Source organism: Arcticibacter sp. (genome assembly GCF_053551015.1).
Window position 1 is genome coordinate 12,467 of sequence record NZ_JBMQOB010000016.1, and the last position, 19,643, is coordinate 32,109.

Annotated in this window: 18 protein-coding genes, 1 tRNA gene and 1 riboswitch; of the genes, 12 read left to right on the forward strand and 7 right to left on the reverse strand. The window is 45.8% G+C overall.

Annotated features, from left to right (window positions below):
* The first annotated feature begins 87 nt into the window (after window positions 1-87).
* Window positions 88-224, forward strand: a riboswitch (TPP riboswitch).
* Between the two features lie 40 nt (window positions 225-264).
* From ACO1NU_RS09960 to ACO1NU_RS09980, 5 genes are all read left to right on the forward strand, one after another.
* On the forward strand, window positions 265-2,718 hold the full coding sequence (locus ACO1NU_RS09960; RefSeq protein ID WP_448818327.1) for a TonB-dependent receptor: 2,454 nt from the start codon (window positions 265-267) through the stop codon (window positions 2,716-2,718).
* A gap of 98 nt (window positions 2,719-2,816) precedes the next feature.
* On the forward strand, window positions 2,817-4,469 hold the full coding sequence (gene pafA / locus ACO1NU_RS09965) for an alkaline phosphatase PafA (protein WP_448818328.1): 1,653 nt from the start codon (window positions 2,817-2,819) through the stop codon (window positions 4,467-4,469).
* Window positions 4,469-5,104: a thiamine phosphate synthase gene (locus ACO1NU_RS09970; RefSeq protein ID WP_448818329.1), complete on the forward strand. Its 636-nt coding sequence runs from the start codon at window positions 4,469-4,471 to the stop codon at window positions 5,102-5,104. Before pafA ends, ACO1NU_RS09970 begins: the two co-directional genes overlap by 1 nt.
* 1 nt (window position 5,105) lies before the next feature.
* Window positions 5,106-5,672: a thiamine pyrophosphokinase gene (locus ACO1NU_RS09975; RefSeq protein ID WP_448818330.1), complete on the forward strand. Its 567-nt coding sequence runs from the start codon at window positions 5,106-5,108 to the stop codon at window positions 5,670-5,672.
* A gap of 6 nt (window positions 5,673-5,678) precedes the next feature.
* The gene (locus ACO1NU_RS09980) at window positions 5,679-6,173 is read left to right on the forward strand and encodes a GNAT family N-acetyltransferase (protein ID WP_448818331.1); all 495 of its coding nucleotides are present in this window, start codon (window positions 5,679-5,681) and stop codon (window positions 6,171-6,173) included.
* Here ACO1NU_RS09980 and ACO1NU_RS09985 read toward each other — a convergent pair.
* The gene (locus ACO1NU_RS09985) at window positions 6,148-7,257 is read right to left on the reverse strand and encodes a DUF4407 domain-containing protein (RefSeq protein WP_448818332.1); all 1,110 of its coding nucleotides are present in this window, start codon (window positions 7,255-7,257) and stop codon (window positions 6,148-6,150) included. The genes ACO1NU_RS09980 and ACO1NU_RS09985 overlap by 26 nt on opposite strands.
* 145 nt (window positions 7,258-7,402) lie before the next feature.
* On the opposite strand from ACO1NU_RS09985, the gene ACO1NU_RS09990 reads away from it, so the two are divergent.
* Window positions 7,403-7,720, forward strand: a complete 318-nt coding sequence (locus ACO1NU_RS09990) for a rhodanese-like domain-containing protein (protein ID WP_448818333.1) — start codon at window positions 7,403-7,405, stop codon at window positions 7,718-7,720.
* A 58-nt stretch (window positions 7,721-7,778) separates the two neighbouring features.
* Complete coding sequence (locus tag ACO1NU_RS09995) at window positions 7,779-7,973, forward strand: DUF6358 family protein (protein ID WP_448818334.1); 195 nt, start codon at window positions 7,779-7,781, stop codon at window positions 7,971-7,973.
* Here the strand turns inward: ACO1NU_RS09995 and ACO1NU_RS10000 are convergent, their stop codons facing one another.
* Window positions 7,974-8,690 (reverse strand): carboxypeptidase-like regulatory domain-containing protein, encoded by a 717-nt coding sequence (locus tag ACO1NU_RS10000; protein ID WP_448818335.1) that lies wholly within the window; start codon window positions 8,688-8,690, stop codon window positions 7,974-7,976.
* Window positions 8,691-8,808: 118 nt separating this feature from the next.
* Here ACO1NU_RS10000 and ACO1NU_RS10005 point away from each other — a divergent pair, with 118 nt between their 5' ends.
* Genes ACO1NU_RS10005 through nadD form a run of 3 tightly spaced genes read left to right on the forward strand, consistent with a single transcriptional unit; the run spans window position 8,809 to window position 10,856 of the window.
* On the forward strand, window positions 8,809-9,684 hold the full coding sequence (locus tag ACO1NU_RS10005; RefSeq protein ID WP_448818336.1) for a YicC/YloC family endoribonuclease: 876 nt from the start codon (window positions 8,809-8,811) through the stop codon (window positions 9,682-9,684).
* A 25-nt stretch (window positions 9,685-9,709) separates the two neighbouring features.
* Window positions 9,710-10,279 carry a guanylate kinase gene (gmk, locus tag ACO1NU_RS10010; RefSeq protein WP_448818337.1) on the forward strand — a complete coding sequence of 190 codons (570 nt, stop codon included), beginning with the start codon at window positions 9,710-9,712 and terminating at the stop codon, window positions 10,277-10,279.
* A gap of 4 nt (window positions 10,280-10,283) precedes the next feature.
* Window positions 10,284-10,856: a nicotinate (nicotinamide) nucleotide adenylyltransferase gene (gene nadD, locus ACO1NU_RS10015; RefSeq protein WP_448818338.1), complete on the forward strand. Its 573-nt coding sequence runs from the start codon at window positions 10,284-10,286 to the stop codon at window positions 10,854-10,856.
* On the opposite strand, the gene ACO1NU_RS10020 is transcribed toward nadD, so the two are convergent.
* Both ACO1NU_RS10020 and ACO1NU_RS10025 read right to left on the reverse strand, forming a co-directional pair.
* Entirely contained in the window at window positions 10,857-12,455 is a 1,599-nt protein-coding gene (locus ACO1NU_RS10020) for an FAD-dependent oxidoreductase (RefSeq protein ID WP_448818339.1), read from the reverse strand. It lies immediately after the preceding gene.
* Window positions 12,452-13,159, reverse strand: coding sequence for an SAM-dependent methyltransferase (locus ACO1NU_RS10025; protein WP_448818340.1), 708 nt, complete (start codon window positions 13,157-13,159; stop codon window positions 12,452-12,454). Before ACO1NU_RS10025 ends, ACO1NU_RS10020 begins: the two co-directional genes overlap by 4 nt.
* A 132-nt stretch (window positions 13,160-13,291) precedes the next feature.
* Here ACO1NU_RS10025 and ACO1NU_RS10030 point away from each other — a divergent pair, with 132 nt between their 5' ends.
* Window positions 13,292-13,903 carry a 2'-5' RNA ligase family protein gene (locus ACO1NU_RS10030; protein WP_448818341.1) on the forward strand — a complete coding sequence of 204 codons (612 nt, stop codon included), beginning with the start codon at window positions 13,292-13,294 and terminating at the stop codon, window positions 13,901-13,903.
* 153 nt (window positions 13,904-14,056) lie between these two features.
* Here ACO1NU_RS10030 and ACO1NU_RS10035 read toward each other — a convergent pair.
* Both ACO1NU_RS10035 and metG read right to left on the reverse strand, forming a co-directional pair.
* Window positions 14,057-14,128, reverse strand: a tRNA-Arg gene (locus ACO1NU_RS10035).
* Window positions 14,129-14,186: 58 nt separating this feature from the next.
* Complete coding sequence (gene metG / locus ACO1NU_RS10040) at window positions 14,187-16,256, reverse strand: methionine--tRNA ligase (RefSeq protein ID WP_448818342.1); 2,070 nt, start codon at window positions 16,254-16,256, stop codon at window positions 14,187-14,189.
* 76 nt (window positions 16,257-16,332) lie between these two features.
* On the opposite strand from metG, the gene ACO1NU_RS10045 reads away from it, so the two are divergent.
* Window positions 16,333-17,226 carry a S66 peptidase family protein gene (locus tag ACO1NU_RS10045; RefSeq protein WP_448818584.1) on the forward strand — a complete coding sequence of 298 codons (894 nt, stop codon included), beginning with the start codon at window positions 16,333-16,335 and terminating at the stop codon, window positions 17,224-17,226.
* Window positions 17,227-17,268: 42 nt separating this feature from the next.
* Here ACO1NU_RS10045 and ACO1NU_RS10050 read toward each other — a convergent pair whose 3' ends face one another.
* Entirely contained in the window at window positions 17,269-19,641 is a 2,373-nt protein-coding gene (locus tag ACO1NU_RS10050; protein ID WP_448818343.1) for a hypothetical protein, read from the reverse strand.
* Between the last annotated feature and the right edge of the window lie 2 nt (window positions 19,642-19,643).

The following is a 19,643-nucleotide window of genomic DNA, read 5'->3' on the forward strand; positions in this document are numbered from 1 at the left end:
AGGTAGACTAAAGAAAATAAGCCGAACTTAAAAAATTCTAAACTTATGCAGAAAAATAGCTAAATCAAAATCTGATGCGTAACTTCGCCGCATCTTAAGGGGTGCTTGTTGTTAGAACAGGCTGAGATTACACCCATCAGAGAAGATTGTATAATAGCATACCTTCTGTCTCTGTGAACCTGATCCGGATAATGCCGGCGTAGGAATTAACAAAAAAGATTGTGCGTATAACCCCGTTACGCATTCACTTTAACAAAACACATTGTGAAAAAAGTTTATCTGGCTGCCCTTATGGCGCTCATTATGCCCTGCCTCGCATGGGCTCAGTTTTCAATCAGGGGACAAGTAACCGACAAACAGAACCATCGACCACTATCAGGTGCAAGCATTGTCATTGGAAATCAAGCTGGAAAAAGTAATGCATCAGGAGAGTTCTCTATCGGAGACCTTGAGGCAGGAACGTATCGCATATCTATCCGCTACATTGGCTTTGAAGAACTCACTTCGACCGTGAAGGTATCCGGCAATACGGTATTCAACGCCGCACTATTGCCCCTGAATATTCTGACGGATGAGGTAATTGTACGCTCTACAAGAGCAACAGAAAACTCAGCTACAACTTACCGTAACCTGAATAAAGAAGAACTGGAGAAGTACAATCAAGGGCAGGATCTACCCTTTCTACTCAACCAGACTCCTTCTGTGGTTGTCTCTTCTGATGCCGGCACAGGGATCGGATATACCGGGCTGCGTATCCGCGGCAGTGATGCTACACGAATCAACGTTACACTTAATGGTATTCCGCTAAACAATCCTGAAAGTCAGGGATCATTCTTCGTGAATATACCCGACTTCGCATCATCTGTAGATAACATCCAGATACAAAGGGGAGTTGGAACATCAACTAATGGCGCAGGAGCATTCGGTGGAAGCCTGAATATCCAGACAACCACCCGGAGAGACTCCGCTTATGCTGAACTAAATAACACCTTTGGATCTTACAATACCTGGAAGAATACGATTAATATAGGTACCGGCTTACTGAACGGAAAATTTACATTTGACGGCAGGCTGTCGAGGATCAAGTCTGATGGTTACATCGACAGAGGAGCATCCGACCTGAAGTCGTACTTCCTCTCAGGAGCGTATTATGGCAAAAAAGATATGCTCAGATTGAATGTATTTTCAGGGCAGGAGAAGACCTATCAAGCCTGGAATGGTGTGCCTGAGGAGAAACTGAGAGGCTCCGCTGAAGATCTCGACAACTACTATCAAAACAATAAAGGTGTTTACTTTTTTACCCCGGCTGATTCTGCCAATCTATACGGGTCAGGAAAGCGCACGTACAATTCATTTCTCTATAAAGATCAAACAGATAACTACAAACAGGATCACTATCAAGCCTTCTATACGCACACCTTCAGCAACAAGGTTTCTCTGAATACAGGCCTCCATTATACCTATGGAAGCGGGTACTATGAGGAGTATAAAAACAATGCGAAGTTTGGAAAATACGGGCTGCCTAACGTGATAACAGGCACGGATACTCTTAAAGAAACCAACCTCGTAAGACGCCGCTGGCTCGACAATCATTTCTACGGCATTACGTATTCACTTAATTATACGCCGAAGAACGACCTGAACCTCACCCTTGGAGGGGCTTATAACGAATACGACGGTGACCACTTTGGCGAGATCACCTGGGCTCAAAATAGTTCAACCTCCCAGCCGGGGGACCGCTACTATCAGGGTAATGGATTTAAAACTGATTTCAATATTTTCGGTAAGATCAGCTATCAGATAGAGGATTTCCTTCTGTATGGCGATCTGCAATATCGTCGTACAGGATACAAGATATCGGGTACCGATAAAAACAGAAACAACCTTGACGTAAACGACAGGATGAACTTCTTCAATCCAAAAGCAGGAATCACCTACCAGCTGAATACCAGAAGTAACGTTTACGCATCTTTTGCAATTGCCAATAAAGAGCCAAACCGTGACGACTACATCAACATCCCGACCGGCGAAAGCCCTCTAAGCGAGAACTTAAAAGATATAGAAGCCGGCTATAGATTCAGCGGCTCATCTTTCAGGACCGGCATAAACGGATATTGGATGATCTATAAAGACCAGCTTGTTTTGACCGGAAAGGTAAATGACGATGGCGAAGCACTCCGCCAAAACGTGAGCGATAGCTACAGGCTTGGTGTGGAAGCTGATGCCCAATGGCTTCTCTCCGACAAATGGAGCTGGGCTGTAACTGCCAGTCTGAGCCGCAATAAGATTGACACCTTTCAGGAGTATGTTGACAATTGGGATACCGGCGGTCAGGAAAGCTTTATACATCAGAATACCGACATTTCTTTCTCACCCTCGTTCGTCGGATCAAGCGAAATCTCTTATCGCCCGCTTAAGAATGCAGAAGTTGCCATGCTAAGTAAATATGTAAGCAAGCAGTATATGGATAATACCTCTAATGGCAGTCGCTCTCTGGATGCATTCTTCGTAAACGATCTCAGGCTGCGCTATAATACTTCTGCTGGCAAGATTAAAAACCTTGGTTTAAGCCTGGTTGTAAATAACGTCTTCAGTGAACTATACGAATCAAACGGGTTTACCTACAGCTATCTCTACGGAAATGTGCTGTCTACCAGCAACGCCTACTTCCCTCAGGCCACAAGGAACTTCCTGCTGTCGGCCAACCTTAAATTTTAAAAGTCAAACAAGCTCCCGAATGTATCCGGAGCTTGTTTTGTTATTATCCTGGCATTTTAACTTTCAATTGCGATATTTGAGTACATACACCCTTTAGAATGAACTTACGCTACGTATTACAAGCAGCAGCCATCCTGCTGGCTCTTAACGCTTCAGCACAGAAGAAATCAGCATCACAACCAGCATCCAGACCAAAGCTGGTAGTCGGCATCGTCATTGACCAGATGCGATGGGATTACCTCTATCGTTATCAGGACAGATATACCGATGGCGGCTTTAAACGCCTCCTCAGCGAGGGTTTTACTGCTGAGAACACCAATATCGACTACGTGCCTACGGTCACTGCTATAGGTCACTCAAGCATTTATACAGGTTCTGTTCCGTCAATACACGGGATTGCGGGGAATGACTTCATTATTCAGGCCACCGGAAAATCCATGTACTGCACCGAAGATACAACTGCAAAGACAGTTGGAAGCCCTTCATCTGCAGGAGAGATGTCGCCAAGAAACTTGCTCAGCACTACGATGACCGATGAGCTTAAACTGGCAACAAACTTCCGGTCTAAAGTCATTGGCATTGCAATAAAAGACCGTGGAGGAATTTTACCGGCTGGACATAGTGCAGACGCAGCCTACTGGTTTGATGATGAATCGGGTAACTGGATTACCAGCACATTCTACATGAACGAACTTCCAAAGTGGGTTCAGGATTTCAATAACAAAAAGCTGCCTAAGAAGTATCTTGATCAGAACTGGACTACCTTGTTTCCGATAGACACTTACGTACAAAGTGAAAAAGATGACAGCCGTTTCGAAGCAAAGTTCAGCGGAACAGCTGCTCCCGTATTTCCTTACCAAACATCAACCATGTATGGGAAAGATTTTGGAATCATCAGAACAACCCCTTACGGCAATACCATAACACTGGATATGGCCAAAGCCGCAATAGATAACGAGAAGATGGGCCAGAGAGACATAACCGACTTCCTTGCCGTCAGCCTATCATCCACCGATTACATTGGCCACCGATTTGGCCCTAACTCCATCGAGGCTGAAGACACTTATCTTCGTCTTGACCGCGAGTTGTCAGCTTTCTTCAGCTATCTCGACAGCAAGGTAGGAAAGGGAAGCTATACGGTCTTCATCTCTGCGGATCATGGTGCGGCTCACAACCCTAATTTCCTGACTTCGCATAATATACCTGCCGGTCTGTTTCCTACCAGTACGGTGACGAAAGAGCTGAACGCATCTTTGGCGCAGGAATTCAAACAAGAAAAGCTTGTAATCAGCTTATCCAACTATCAGGTGAGCCTAAACAATGCTCTGATTCAAAAGAACAATCTTGATGAAGCGGCTATTAAAAAAGCATGTATCAGACTGCTGAAGAAAAGAGAAGACGTAGCTTACGCTGTCGATATGGAGGAAGTACAGCAGGCCAGCATTCCTCAGGAACTGAAAACCAAGATCATAAACGGATATAACAGGGAGAGAAGTGGCGTTGTGCAGATCGTGCTTAAACCTGGCTATTTCAGCGGGAGCAGCACAGGCACTACGCACGGTACCTGGAACCCTTACGACACTCACATCCCGTTCGTGCTGATGGGCTGGGGGGTCAGACATGGCAGTACCAGCCGTCCAACAGGAATGACTGACATCGCTCCAACCATCTCTGCATTGCTGCGCATTCAGGCACCAAACGGAAATATTGGAAAACCAGTAACGGAAGCTTTGCTTAACGAGGTACATTAATGAACAAATATATTTCCCGGTTTCACTACCTCACTCAGGATCTTCCTGACAGGACACACCTCGAGCAAGTCGTTATGGCTTGCGAATCTGGGGCTAACTGGATCCAGTACCGCTGCTTTTCTAAACCAGAAGCGCAGCTTCTGGACGAGGTGAACCGTATTGCTGAAATCTGCGACGATTGGGGTACAACCCTGATCATCACAGATCACAGTGATTTGCTTTCCCAGGCCGATATTCAGGGGCTCCATGTCGAAGACATGTCTGCCGACTTCATCTCCATCAGAGAAAAAATTGGTCCGGATAAAACATTGGGTGCATCTGCCAATACTCTCGAGGATGTGAGGCGTATTGCCGCGAGCGGAGTGGTTGACTACGTCGGCTGCGGACCTTTTGCTCTGACGCTTACAAAACCCAACGATTACCCTATTCTGGGCGTTGAAGGGTACAGCAAAATAGCCGCTGAACTGAGAGAGCTTGGGATAAACATTCCTTTGCTTGCAGTAGGCGGCGTTACTGCTGCAAACATTGAAGAACTCGTAGCAGCCGGAATATATGGCGTGGCCGTGTCTGCTGCTGTCAATAAAGCGAGCAACCCGGCTTCTGCTTTTAAAGAAATTTATAAAAAACTACATTGATATGTCCTCCCATCATATCGTAAGGGAAAAGCAAGAGCCTGCCTTGCTGATCCTTGATCTGCAGAGCTTCGATCCTGAAAATTTGGGACAATTGCTGGAGTGGAGTCCGTCTGTGATAGTTGCCGCCGATGCTTATGACGAAGCCGAGTCTCTGGGGATAAAAATTGACTTTCTGGTTGGCAGTCAGGACAAGCATTTATTACAACCCAGAACCCGTATAGTTCCTGCGGAGGGGAACGTGCTAAGTGAAGCCATGGAGTTTCTGGTACACGAAAAATATCCTGCGGTTAACATCATCAACAGCACGACAGAGATTAGCGAATACCTTCCATATTGCGAAAAGATAAATATAGTAGTCCTCACTGCAAGAAACCGCATCTTCATGGTGCGTAGCGGCTTTAGTAAGTGGAAACCAGCCAGTGAAGACATTCAGATCCTCTCCGACGTTACACAACTCACACATACCGGCTTACAGCAAACAACATCTACCACTTTCAAAACAACTTTGGACGGATTCTATTCACTCCAGTTTCAGGAGCCCTTCATCTTCATAGCTGAAAATTTATAAGGCACCATGGGTTTACACATCAGACCAGCAGTATCTGAAGACTTTTCCATCATCCAACGTCTCGCCGAAGAAATATGGTGGCCTACCTACTCGGACATACTCCAGGCAGACCAGATCAGGTTCATGCTCGATAATATGTACTCCTTAGATGCCCTTACAGCACAAGCGGCTGATGGCGTCGAATTTCTGCTTGCAGAACGAAATACCGCACCGATCGCTTTCGCTGGGTATTCTTTCCACGAAGACGAGGCTCTATTAAGTATCCACAAGCTATACGTACATCCATCGGAGCAGGGCAGAGGTACCGGGGCTGCGCTTATTCAACACATTGAACAGCATGCCAGACACCGCCATATATCTATTCTGGAGCTCAATGTCAACCGCAACAACAAAGCCTTGAATTTCTATAAAAAGATTGGGTTTGAAATATTCAGAGAAGAAGATATCCCCTACTATCAATACTGGATGAACGACTTTATTCTTCGTAAACATCTGAGTTAGCATCCCGAAGGATCATCCGCTTTCGCTTTTCCGTCTCCGCGTCAATGCGGGTATCCTGGACGGCGTCTGTTACAGCTATATCAAAGTCTTTGTTCTTAAATGAGCTATGCACAGCTGCCTCTTCTGTGTTCTGTAAAGCGACATCATAAGGACCTTTGTCGCTCATCAGTTTCACAAACACTGGCAAGCATTCAAACAAGATGAATAATAAGCCAATAAACGCAACCGCCAGATATGTCCCCAGATCTCTGCTGCCATCTGCTTTGAAGCTCAGCTGCCCCAAAGCCCAGTTCCGGTCGGCAAAGCCGGCTACATTAGCCAGACTGTCTAGCTGCCTGTTGCTAAAAAGCCGCTGACTGGTTAGTCCATCCTGCTCCCTTCTTAGCCTAACAAACGCGTCCATGGCCGTAATTTCCTGCCTTACCGCGTCGAGACGCGCGATCTTCTGGTTCAGCACCTCCTGCTTCTGCTTGGCGTATGTACCAAAGCCAACCTTCCCGGATGTTTGATTGGTTTTATCCCCGAATATCTCCTGATTTAAGAGATACCGCGATCGGGTAATGTCCGCCTGCAGGGAATCCCTTTCGGCAGTCAGGTCCTTCAACTTACTCAGCTCTGTACCGTACTTATTTTGAAACGTGTTATTTAACGTGTCGATTTTGGATCGCTGACCATTCAGATAGGAGAGCTTAAGCTTCTCTCTGATCTCTTTATTAAAAATCTTTAGCTCAAGGGGTCTGGAGATCACGATCCCAATCATAATGGCAAGTAGAATACGCGGAGTTGCCTGAAGAATCTGCCTGTTAACCGAGGCATTCTTACTAATACTCGAAACGATGTACCGATCCATATTGAATATCGCCAATCCCCAGATTAGACCGAATAATATGGCAAAGAAGACCGCGCCATCATCACCTGAGAACACGAAATACATCGCGTAGCCACCGGAGAGCGCCGCAAACAGTGCGGTAAAAAAAATCGTAGCACCGATACCGACATATTTATTATGCTCAGTCGGAAAGTTTTTCAACGTATCTACATGAACACCAGAGCAAAACCAAAAAAAACGACTGACACTATCCATCCCTTAACTTTACCATCTTAGAACATCATCACCGGGCACTTGTTACAGAAAAATGTAAAAAAAACCTGTCAATACAGCCAAATCCCGCATTAACATTCTCCTTAAATCTTAATTCCTATCTTTGAATAGAATAAACGTTTTTGTCATGAAAGAAATAACAGTCGAAGAACTAAAAAAAATGATAGATAACGCTGAAGACTTTCAGCTGATTGACGTTCGCGAATCTTTTGAATATGAAGTATCCAATTTGAATGGCGAAAATATTCCTTTATCTGGCATCATTATAGAGTCAGACAAGATTGCGACAGACAAGCCTGTTATCGTCCAGTGCCGAAGCGGAAAACGCAGCGCTGCAGCCATCATGCAACTGGAGCAGCAGTTAGGGTACGAAAACCTGTATAATCTCGAAGGTGGTATCCTGGCGTGGAAAGAAAAAATAGACCCGTCAATTTCAGTTTACTAATTACGATACATCTCAGGGGTGCTCAATGCACCTCTCCACTTTAATCGCTATACGTTTAATGGGAAAGAAAATATTCCTGAATATCCTTTATAATACCGCCATGATGGTGATGATTCTCTGCTTCTTCTGGAGCATCAAGCATGAACAGTATGCTGTAACACTTGGCTCTGGCGTCATTCTGGCCTTCATTATTTTTCTGAAAATTCAGCTACGAAAAGAAGTAAAAGCCATGTTTAAGGAGAAAAAGAAGTAATCAGGGCGTCTGCTTCCCGGCAGGTGCCTTCTCTTTTGATTTGAATTCTTTATACGATTTTCTGATATAGACTACGAGGTCATATTCATTCCAGGAACGCATTTGCTCCACTGTAGGCAGGTAGTCTGCCCTGAAATCCTGAAGCTCTTCGGGCTTGATATCCGGAATCGCATTCCTGATCGACAGGTCGTTAAATCTCCGCGCCACTTCCTGGTACTCAAGCTCCTGATTCGCGAACTCATTAAACCTTCTTGCCCCTTTTCCGGTTTTTCCGAACCGTTCTCCCAAAGCGGAGAGGGGATTGAATATGTAGGCCAGGACTGGAGGTTTGCCACCATAATAAGAGCCCTTGCTTCGGTAGGCGTCTTTGATATCATTCAGATCCGATTCAAGAGATTTTCCTGTTACCACAACTTCTTCCAGTCTCGTAATCTCCTGCAGATAAACGATCGCATCGTTAAAATCAGTTACAACCCGGGAATATGACATATAACCTATCGCTGAAACCTCGAGTGTGTCTCCCGGAGAAGCAAGGATACTGAATATTCCCATGCCGTTGCTTGCAACAGAAAACTGACTCCTCTTATTCTTAATGGAAGCTCCGCTGATCCGGAGGTTACTGCCTCGCTTCAGCACAGCACCCTGCTGAGCTTTAATCGTCTGCGAAAGCGCCTTTTCGCTTAAAAACAACGTGAGCAATACCAGAACGAATGCCATAATGCGATGATTATCCATAAAGTATACTAAAGTAAGTTAATATCCGGTCTTGTCCCTCTAATTTACCATATAACGACGCGATCCTTAGAATAGTTCTGCGAGATTAGTATCTTTGTCGATGATCAAGTCAATGACCGGCTATGGTATAGCCTCTAATGATTTTGCTAATACCAAGTATACTGTCGAGATCAAATCACTTAACAGTAAATTTCTTGAGCTAGCGCTGAAACTTCCCAAAGCATTTTCAGACAAGGAACTTCTTTTGCGTAACGACTGCTCGAAACAGATCGAACGCGGGAAAGTGAACATCACTGTAACTGTAGAATACGCATCAAACGAGAAGAAAGCAGCTACCATTGATCAGGAACTACTAGCACTTTATTACGATCAGCTCAAGCAGGCTGCAACCAGCCTTAACGACAATGGAAACAATCTCCTGCAGCTTGCCCTTTCATTTCCCGAAGTAATAAAATACGAAGAAGACCTAGTATCAGAGCAGGAGTGGATACAGCTTCAGCAGACCTTTGCAGACGCCATGAACAACTTCCAGACATTCAGGAAAGATGAAGGTCGTGTTTTGCGCCAGGATCTGGAGCTAAGGATCAGTAATATCCTCAATGCCCTGAAAAACGTAGAGGAACAAGACCCTAAGCGAATTCCAGCTATTCGCGAGCGAATCTCTCAACTACTGGAAGAATTTGTTGGGAAGGAAAATACCGATCCCAACCGTTTCGAACAGGAGCTGATCTTCTACATCGACAAACTTGACATCACCGAAGAAAAGATACGCCTTAAAAGCCATTGCGACTATTTTCTTGAGGCTCTGAAATCGAACGACGCGAACGGCAAGAAACTTGGGTTTATCTCCCAGGAAATAGGCCGTGAGATCAACACCATGGGTTCCAAGGCAAATGACGCACAGATCCAGCAAATCGTTGTTGGAATGAAAGAAGAGCTTGAAAAGGCCAAAGAACAACTCCTGAATGTTCTTTAATTTTAAAATATAACATCAATACACCATGTCCGACGGCAAACTGGTCATATTCTCTGCACCCTCAGGTGCTGGCAAAACAACAATAGTACACCATCTACTCAAACAGTTTCCACAGCTGGAATTCTCCATTTCTGCGACAACCCGTGAATCAAGAGGGAAAGAAACGCACGAAAAAGATTACTATTTCATCAGCAAAGAAGAATTCCTTCACCGTGTAGCCAAACACGAGTTTGCAGAATTTGAAGAAGTGTATTCAGGGACTTTCTACGGAACGCTGAACTCTGAAATCGAGCGGATATGGCAGCAGGGAAAATGTGTGGTATTTGACATTGACGTAGAAGGCGGACTCAGACTGAAGAAGAAATTCGGCGACAAAGCCCTGGCCATTTTTGTACAACCACCATCCCTTGAGGTACTTATAGAGCGCCTTACCGGAAGAGGAACAGACAGCGAAGAGAAGCTGAAAGAGCGCTTTGCCAAAGCCGGGAAAGAACTTACTTATGCAGAACGCTTCGATGTCATCCTGCCGAACAATGATCTTGCAACCGCCTGCGCAGATGCAGAGAAGTTAATCAGCGACTTTTTAGCGAAGTAGTACCATGAATATCGGTCTGTTCTTTGGTTCTTTCAACCCTGTACATGTCGGTCACCTCATCATTGCAAATCATATGGCAAGCTATACCGACCTGGATAAGGTTTGGCTCATGGTATCGCCACACAATCCCTTAAAGGATAAAAACGCGCTCATCAATATGTACGACCGACTGGAAATGGCACGCCTGGCGGTAGAAGAGTCCATTAACATCAGCGTGAGCGATGCCGAATTCAAGCTTCCGCAACCGTCTTATACAATAGATACGCTAACGCACCTTAGGGAGCGCTATCCTGAGCATAACTTCTCGCTGATCATGGGAGCAGACAATCTTGCCTCTCTAAAAAGATGGAAGAACCATGAGATCCTACTGAGGGATTACAAGATCTTCGTGTACCCTCGCCCCGGCTTCGATAATCTCGAATTGATAGATCATCCCTCTGTAACCCTCACCCAAACACCCTTGATGGAACTATCTTCAACCTTCATCAGGCGGGCAATCAAAGAAGGAAAAAGCGTCAGATTTATGGTGCCAGACCCTGTCATCCGCTTTATTGAAGCGAAGAATCTATATGGTTAATCACTTCCTCCTCCAACCAATTACCTGCTTCAAGTAACCATCGATAAGTTCGGTATCAACAACATCATTGATATACCCGATATGAAGATCCGGCCGAACGATTACCGCCCTTTTATCCTTCTCTCCATGGATCTCGAAGGCCTCAAAAACTGTTTTATTATTCTCCGATCGCGGTAAATAAAAGAAGTTGAGCTGAAAAGGGTAAGCCGATTTGATCCATTTAGCCATTCCAGAGACAGCCATCGGACTTAGCTCTCCCAAAACAAGTAAGGTAAATCCACCCTTTGAGCACCACTGATGAAGATCTGTATCTTCCTTTCGTTTTTCGTCATAAACTCGCAAGAATGGTAATCGGTCTCCAGCTTTGATGTTCGTTGAAGAAGAATGGTGCACCGATAAACTGCTCTTCCTGTAACTGATTCCTATCTGTGATATCCTGTTGAACAGCTCATTCTTGACACGTTCTCCCCCAGCTACACGCTGGAGAAGAAGAGGCACCGCCCAGTTTCTGACCCACTTTACCAGTTTATTGTCCGACACGATAATAGAAAACAGCCGGTCTGTCGTCTTCAGCAATTTCCTGGCAACCGGCATACGTTCTGACGCATATGAGTCAAGCACACCCGGATCAAATTCACCCGTGATCACCCCCGCCAGCTTCCATGCAAGATTATAGGCGTCCTGAAGACCTGTATTCATCCCCTGGCCACCAACAGGCGAATGGACATGTGCAGCATCACCGATCAGAAACACTCTTCTTGATCGGAACTTGTCAGCCATCCGGTGGTGTATAGAGTAAACTGAAAACCATTCGCTTGACTCAACCCCCAGAGGCATTCCCAAGGTGAAGGTGATATACGGCTTGATATCCTCAAAGCTAAGATCTGTTCTTTCCTGGAGAGACGCCGGGATGATCCCAACACAGCGCACCAGATGCTCATGAATCGGGAACAAAGCATTGAAGCCCTCTTTTTTGGAAAATATATTGATATAATCTCCAGCAAGCGGCGCCGTCAACTTTAAATCGGCTAAATAAAATCGCTGAAGATAGGAGCCTCCGGAGAATGGGACGTTTAGAGCCCTTCTGACGAGGCTAGACGCACCGTCGGCACCAATCAACCAGTCGCAGCTTATTCTTCTTTCCAGCCCACTCTGAGCAACTTGAACGGCCACGCGATCATCAGATTGTTCCACTCCCTTGAGACAACAATCCCAAAACACCGGACAAGCGTGTGCGGTTAGATCTTGCAGCAAAAATTTCTCAGTCCTACTCTGCTCCAGCATCAGAACAAACGGGAACATCGTCTTACCGGCTCCATCCAGCCGAAGCTCCGCAGGGAATTCATCATCCATGAAATGGAGATCGAATCCCCGGACTTGCGACCCTTCTCTCAGAAAAGCTTCGGATAAACCCAGCTGACGCAATATCTCGAGAGACCGTGCCTGCACAGCCAGGGCCTTCGAATGGGTTGTCAGTTCCTTCTTTGAATCGATAATTACCGGATGAACCCCCTGGCGTAATAAAAGAGCAGCCATCATCAGACCAGAAGGGCCTGCTCCAACAATTATCACACTGACATGATCCGGAAGTTTTATCATTTCATCAACAAGAATATGGCGGGTATTTTATGAAAATCAACCTTCTTCTTGCGCCATTGTTCGATCGGAATTGAAATTATCTGCTCATTCTCGCCGCTTAGATTCACCGCGACACACAAACGCGTTTTATCAGAACACGTACGCAGTAACTCCTCTATGATCTGATTATTCCTGAAAGGGGTCTCTATGAAGATCTGTGTTTGACGGTACTTCTCGGAGTTGTGCTCCAATTCTTTAATACGCTTCGACCGCTGAGATTTATCAATTGGAAGATAACCATGAAAGCAAAAGTTCTGCCCGCTAAAACCCGAGGCCATCAATGCCAGCAGGATTGAACTAGGCCCAACCAAAGGCACCACCTGTATACCTCTCCGGTGCGCCTCAGCAACAATATCTGAACCAGGGTCTGCCACAGCCGGACAGCCTGCCTCACTCATCAGTCCCACGTCCTCGCCCTTCTCCAGTTCTTTGAAAAACATACTAAAATCGTTTTTCTCCGCATGCTTACCATAGGGATAAAGCTTCAGCTCACTCTGCGGGGTTTTAAGTCCCATCTCCTTCAGCCAGCGCCGCGCAGTTTTCTCGTTCTCGACGATGTAGACATTCAGTCTATTAATTAAAGACAACTGATCTGCAGGGATAGTCTGGTTTATAGAATTTTCAGCGAGGGGTACCGGAAGTAAATAGAGCGTTCCTTTAGACATACTGCAAATTTGAGCATTTTATCATGAAAGCCGTAATAAGCATCATTCTCTGAGTGATATTTACACGACAAGAGTGACAGATAGAGTATCTATTATATTCTAAACTAGTATATTACAGAAAATTGCAAGATCATGCCAGAGACATCATTGTTTGAGTACCTGTTAGTAATACCTCTGGACGATCCGGTCTTGTCTGAGATTGAAGATTTAAAAGCCAAATATAAAGCTGAGCAGACCTCCACCGCTTCAATAACATCACCACATATCACACTGGCCAATGTGGTCCAGCCACTCTCAATAGAGGGTATACTCATAAATATGTATAAGAGGGTAGCAGCAGGCATGTCTCCCTTCTCAGTTCAACTATCAGGTTTCGGACGATTTACTGGACCTACGAACACTATATTCGTCAATGTTCATAATGGCGAGCAAATCTCGGACTTTGTTAAATACATCCGTAGGTCGAGTAAGCCCATACTGCAGCGCGGCGGCGGTTATTCTCCTGTGTATTCGCTAACACCGCATCTTACAATAGCCAGGGGGATATCAGAAGCTGAGTTTAAAGAGGCATGGCCGAGCTGGCAAACCAGAGCTTATGATGCGACCTCTTTTGTATCAAAGATGCGTTTGCTCAAACGACAGATAAGCTCAATATCAAACAGTTACGCATTTGTGGCGGACTTCCCGTTTCAAAGTTTAGGCCATCAGTATACACAATTAAAGCTTTTTGGCGATGGATTTTAAGAATAACGTATTACTTCAGAAGCTAGTAAGAGGCTTTCATTGACGCTCTACTTTTTAGGAAGCTCGATGTTGAACGACCTCAATTTGAAGAATTAAGTACCATAAGTTCTATAGAAAAATAAACCCGCTTTACTTACAGTAAAGCGGGTTTAGTAGCCCCGGCGGGAATCGAACCCACATCTAGAGTTTAGGAAACGCCTATTCTATCCGTTGAACTACAGGGCCTCGAATTAAAGTCCGAAAATAGGATTTCAAATTGAATATACCTACCCGAACCCTAAATTTATCTGATGGTACTTCCGTTCGCCGTACTTTCCGATGGAGCAACAAAATTAAGCTTTCCATCCGAATTTTCGGACATCAAAATCATTCCCTGCGACATGATGCCCTTGATTTCTCTAGGCTCCAGGTTAACTAAAATGCTAACCTGCTTTCCAACAATCATCTCAGGCTGAAAATATTCTGCAATACCCGAAACTACCGTCCTGGTATCAATACCTGTATCAATCGTCAGCTTCAGGAGCTTTTTTGTCTTCGCAACCTTCTCCGCCGTAAGGATCGTTCCCACGCGGATATCCATAGCAGAAAACTGCTCGTAGCTCACATTCTCTTTTGCGGGGGTAACAGCCACCGATTCAGCAGCGGCAACAACAGCCTGAGCTTTATCAGCCAGCTTCTTCAATTGTGCCTCGATAACATCATCCTCCACTTTCTCAAACAGAAGCTCCGGTTTTCCAAGCTGATGACCAGCCTCAAACCTGATCTCCTCATCGTATGAGAACACGTCCTTACCCAGTCCAAGCATGGAGAAGATCTTGCCTGATGCCGAAGGAAGGAAAGGCTGAGCAAGCACACCCAGGTGCGCAATGATCAACAGGCAATCCTCCAGAACAACACGCGTGGCTTCCGGATCAGTCTTGAATGTCTTCCAAGGTTCTTTCTCCGTCAGATATCTGTTTCCCAGACGTGCTACTTCCATTAGAGATGCCAATGCCTGTCTGAATTTATACGTTTCAATATGCTCCTCAATTTCATTGTACTGCTTGCCGATCAGATCATGCAGCTCCGGATTGTTAAAGTTTGAAATACCACTAACCTTACCTTCGTAATACTTGTGCATCAGGATCATCACCCTGTTCACAAAATTACCAGCGATAGCTACCAGCTCGTTATTGATACGGGCCTGATAATCTTTCCAGGTAAACTCACTATCCGAGGTTTCCGGCAGAATCGAAGTCAGCACATAGCGTAACTCATCCTGCTTGCCCGGGAACTCATTCAGGTACTCATGCAGCCATACGGCATGATTTCTCGATGTAGAAAGCTTATCGCCCTCCAGATTCAGGAACTCATTGGCAGGAACATTCTGTGGCAGGACATACTCTCCATGAGCATGCAGGATAGAAGGGAAGGTGATGCAATGGAAAACGATATTATCCTTTCCGATGAAGTGGATCAAACAAGCATTGTCCTCCTCATTCTCTTGCTTTTTCCAATACTTCTGCCAGTCTTTACCGGCATTTTCTGCCCATGCCTTTGTAGCCGAAATATAACCAATAGGAGCGTCCAGCCATACATAGAGCTTTTTGCCCTTTGCTTCTTCTAAAGGTACGTCAATTCCCCAATCCAGATCCCTGGTCATAGAGCGCGGCTGCAAGCCGGCCTTCAGCCATGAGCTACACTGCCCGTAAACGTTTGTCTTCCACTTATTCTTTTTACCTTCCAGCAGCCATTCTTCCAGCCAGGGCTGATATTTATCTAACGGAAGATACCAATGCTTGGTAGTCCGCAAAACAGGCGCATTGCCGCTAAGCGTAGATTTCGGATTGATCAGATCCGTAGGGTTCAAAGATGTTCCGCACTTCTCACACTGGTCGCCATAAGCGCCCTCGCTACCACAATTCGGACAAGTGCCGGTGATATACCGGTCAGCCAGGAACTGATCGTATTCAGCATCGTAATACTGCTCTGATTCTTTTTCAAGAAACTCTCCCTTTTCGTAAAGGTTCAAAAAGAACTCCTGTGAAAGGTCGTGATGAACAGGAGAGGAGGTGCGGTGATAAATATCGAAAGATATTCCAAACTCCGCGAAGCTTTCCTTAATCTGCGTGTGATACTTATCGATGATCTCCTGAGGAGTAATACCTTCTTTTTTGGCCCGGATGGTTATCGCAGCACCGTGCTCATCCGATCCGCATATATAAACTACATCTTTTTTCTTCAGACGTAAGTGCCTCACAAATATATCAGCTGGAATATATGCACCAGCCAAATGTCCAATATGTAAAGGTCCGTTTGCATAGGGCAAAGCAGATGTAATGGTATATCGTTTGAAGGAATCTAGTTCAGACATGAATAAATCGTGTATTTTGCAAAGATACATCATAGATGTTGAAATCTTAACACGTAAATTAGCCCTTTGCACTTACATGATCACTCCTCCGTACCTGAAAAAAGGCGATAAAATCGCGATCACATGCCCGGCAAAAAGCTTACCGGGAGATATCACCAGCGCAGTTAAACTTCTCGAATCCTGGGGGCTCGAGGTTATTCTCGGAGATACCGTCACTGCTTCGCACCATCAATTTGCTGGCAGCGATGAATTAAGGACGAAAGACTTTCAGCGTTTTCTTGATGATCCATCCGTGAAAGCGATTATAGCCGCGCGAGGAGGCTACGGAACCGTGAGAATCATCGACAGGCTCGACTTTACCGCTTTCCTCCACCAGCCGAAGTGGATAGCAGGCTTCAGCGACATTACCGTCCTTCACAGTCATCTCCACGCTGTATGCAACGTAGAAAGCATACACGGCCAAATGCCCCTGAATGTTCCTGATGGAACAAAACCCTCTCTGGAATCATTGCGCAAAGCATTTTTCGGTGAGTCGCTGAATTACAGTTATGAATCTACAAGTGGACGAACCGGTACTGCCGCGGGACAACTTGTTGGCGGCAACCTCACCTTGCTTATCATGATGAGCGGATCTATTTCCGAGATGAGCTTCCGCGACAAGATCCTTTTCATCGAAGATGTAGGCGAATACTATTATTCCATAGATCGCATGCTGTGGCAGCTTAAACGCGCTGGTAAGCTGTCTGAAATAAAAGGACTCATCGTGGGCGGTTTTACCGATTTAAAAGACAATACCATTCCTTTCGGGGAAAGCGTGGAAGATATGGTGATGAGCCATGTGAAGGAATACAAATACCCGGTTGCCTTTGACTTCCCGGCCGGCCATATTCCCGACAACCACGCACTGATCTTCGGTCGCGAAGCCATTCTGGAAGTCACTACAACAGGCGTAGAACTAAACTATCGCTAGCTGCCTCCGGTAACATACAGCCGCTTAGACTCAAGAACATACCTACTTAACGGTAAACTCAAAGGAATGGCTGCCTGCTTCTCCCCGGACTGTTATACCCTGGATCACGGCACGGTAAACTCCTGCACGGTCTGATGTATAAAAGCTAAGCTGGACTTTTCCATCCTTCGCTGTTTCAACCTCAGGTTTCCAAAACAAAAGATTCCTGAAGTCAGGTAAACGGCTGCTCAACTGATCTTGCGAGTCATAGCGTGGTGAATAGAACTCACGCATCTCCTGCAGTCCCTCATAATCTAGAATAGCGGCGCCCGGATCAAGCTCCATACCATCCAGATTAGCCTTATACGTATTAAAACGGATTAATCCCCCATAAACATCGGGACCGTAAAAATATCTCTTCGGAACTACTTCTACGCTTTTCACCTTAAGCGGATCATAACTAAAAAACTTAGTCCGGTCAAACATCGGAACTCCATCCATCAGAACCAGCGGATCCTCCTCAAAAAATCCTTTGTTTACCTCCCCGGTATAAACCAACATCGTCGGCTTTCCGTTGCGGCGGCGCACTCCTACACTCAGTACATATTCTCTCAGCACTTCTTCTACAGTCGGAAACCGCGTATAATCGTCCAGCTGATACTTCTCCCTTGCACTTCCATAAAAGGGAACGCTGTCTGGTAATACCTCCCTGATCCGGTTCAGGCGCTCTTTCAGATAGATATTTTGTGCCTGCATATTGATACTGTTGATCAATAAGGTATTTGTTGGCAGCGAAGCAAGTGACATCGCCGGCATCAGGCGGCCTGAGTACTGATCCGAAAAAGAACTCAGCAGATCAAACGAAAAAAGTGCTGTATCAGCGTGATTTGTCTGTAGCACCATAGGCTTAACCCCGCTCAGACCCTTCGTATAAAAGTCAACGATCCCGTTCTCTTTACTCAGTCCATTATAGAAGATCACGGATTTTCCGGGAACAGACAGGTAGCTTTTTACACCCGCTGCAGGCCGGTGAGATGCCGAATTCAGCACCTTTGCCTGGATAATATGATAGTTCGTTTCTGGCACAAACCGGGGCTTAAAGGAACTTGGACTAAGAATATCCTCCCACTTAAAACGGCGCCAGCCATGTGTCAGCATCAGATTGTCTAAAGCCGCAGATACCTGAGCGTCCCCCGAAAAGTAGTAATCGGGCTGTTCTACAGTACCTTTAAGCTCTGAGCTCAATAACAGGTATGCGGCAATCCCTGGCTGAAGTCCTTGCTGCAATGAGTCTGCCCGGTAAACAGCCACAGAGAGATCAGCAGACACCGCAGCACCTGCCAGCGATGTCTGAATATCCATCGTTACCTTCTTACGTTGCTCGTATTCCTCTTGATCACTCGCTGCCTTTAGTTGCAACCGGCTGGCACCTAACCTGAACCATAAGCGCTCCGAAACAGGCCTGTATGACGAGTCGAAAAGCGTGAAGTGAGTGATGCCCTCATGCAGTCTATCCTCCGGTATAGCGACCTGTGCCCGGCCGTTATTCAAAACGATCTTTGACGCAAATTCTACTTTGTTTGATGCATGAGCAAAGAGGTAGAGTGCTGATTGATCCGAATTACCGGATGCGATGTCCACAACAACCTGATCATTAGCAGCTCCGATAGCCAGTCTGTAACCGCTTTCTCTCGCCGCAGGTAAGCTGTATTCAGCACTCGTGCCGTCCGGCAATCGGATTAGGGCCTTGTATTTAAGGCCCGCTTCAGGAGTGATCACAAAGTTGCCTATCCCGAACCTGCCCGGTCTGACTTCAGCAACAACATGACGCTGTTCGTCTTGAATGGTTCCGCTGATGTTCACTCCTTTTCCCGATTCATCAACCGCCCTGAAGGCAACCTTGCTGCTCACTCCCGGCACAAGATCTCCGCCCTCGGGGAAAAACTGCACATCGTAGTGCCTGCGCCTGACCTTCTCGCTGGAAGCTTGCTCAGTCAAGGTGTTGATGATCCTGATGTCTTCTTCGAAAAATAACTCAGCTGAGAAATTACGCATCCATCTGGTATATGCCCTAATGCGATATGTACCAGATGCAAGCCGAACCGGAAGATACAAGGACCCGTTGCCCTTACCTTTCTTCAACGATACTTTAGCTTGTACAACGGCGTTCGACTGTGCATCAAGAAGCTCCACGTAAGCCACCGAACTCAGGTCGACCGGTCGGTTAAAGACCGCGTCTACATTGTACAACTTAAACCATAACAACTCACCCGCCAGGTAGGTCTGCCTGTCAATATGCGCGTAAATCTTCTCCTGAAGATGAGATGTACGATATCGCTCGAAAGCGCCCGGGATACTGTCAATGCCACTTGTCTGGGTAGAGCCTATAAATGGCTTCAGCAAAAAACAAAGCACTAATAAATTCTTATACATCATAC

Coding starts and splice junctions, on each gene's coding strand:
- ACO1NU_RS09980 (WP_448818331.1), top strand. CDS start 5,679: ATGGGTTTACACATCAGACCAGCAGTATCTGAAGACTTTTCCATCATC.
- ACO1NU_RS10050 (WP_448818343.1), bottom strand. CDS start 19,641: ATGATGTATAAGAATTTATTAGTGCTTTGTTTTTTGCTGAAGCCATTT.
- nadD (WP_448818338.1), top strand. CDS start 10,284: ATGAATATCGGTCTGTTCTTTGGTTCTTTCAACCCTGTACATGTCGGT.
- ACO1NU_RS10030 (WP_448818341.1), top strand. CDS start 13,292: ATGCCAGAGACATCATTGTTTGAGTACCTGTTAGTAATACCTCTGGAC.
- ACO1NU_RS10020 (WP_448818339.1), bottom strand. CDS start 12,455: ATGATAAAACTTCCGGATCATGTCAGTGTGATAATTGTTGGAGCAGGC.
- ACO1NU_RS09985 (WP_448818332.1), bottom strand. CDS start 7,257: ATGGATAGTGTCAGTCGTTTTTTTTGGTTTTGCTCTGGTGTTCATGTA.
- pafA (WP_448818328.1), top strand. CDS start 2,817: ATGAACTTACGCTACGTATTACAAGCAGCAGCCATCCTGCTGGCTCTT.
- ACO1NU_RS10025 (WP_448818340.1), bottom strand. CDS start 13,159: ATGTCTAAAGGAACGCTCTATTTACTTCCGGTACCCCTCGCTGAAAAT.
- ACO1NU_RS10045 (WP_448818584.1), top strand. CDS start 16,333: ATGATCACTCCTCCGTACCTGAAAAAAGGCGATAAAATCGCGATCACA.
- ACO1NU_RS09970 (WP_448818329.1), top strand. CDS start 4,469: ATGAACAAATATATTTCCCGGTTTCACTACCTCACTCAGGATCTTCCT.
- ACO1NU_RS10005 (WP_448818336.1), top strand. CDS start 8,809: ATGATCAAGTCAATGACCGGCTATGGTATAGCCTCTAATGATTTTGCT.
- ACO1NU_RS09990 (WP_448818333.1), top strand. CDS start 7,403: ATGAAAGAAATAACAGTCGAAGAACTAAAAAAAATGATAGATAACGCT.
- ACO1NU_RS09995 (WP_448818334.1), top strand. CDS start 7,779: ATGGGAAAGAAAATATTCCTGAATATCCTTTATAATACCGCCATGATG.
- ACO1NU_RS10000 (WP_448818335.1), bottom strand. CDS start 8,690: ATGGCATTCGTTCTGGTATTGCTCACGTTGTTTTTAAGCGAAAAGGCG.
- ACO1NU_RS09975 (WP_448818330.1), top strand. CDS start 5,106: ATGTCCTCCCATCATATCGTAAGGGAAAAGCAAGAGCCTGCCTTGCTG.
- metG (WP_448818342.1), bottom strand. CDS start 16,256: ATGTCTGAACTAGATTCCTTCAAACGATATACCATTACATCTGCTTTG.
- gmk (WP_448818337.1), top strand. CDS start 9,710: ATGTCCGACGGCAAACTGGTCATATTCTCTGCACCCTCAGGTGCTGGC.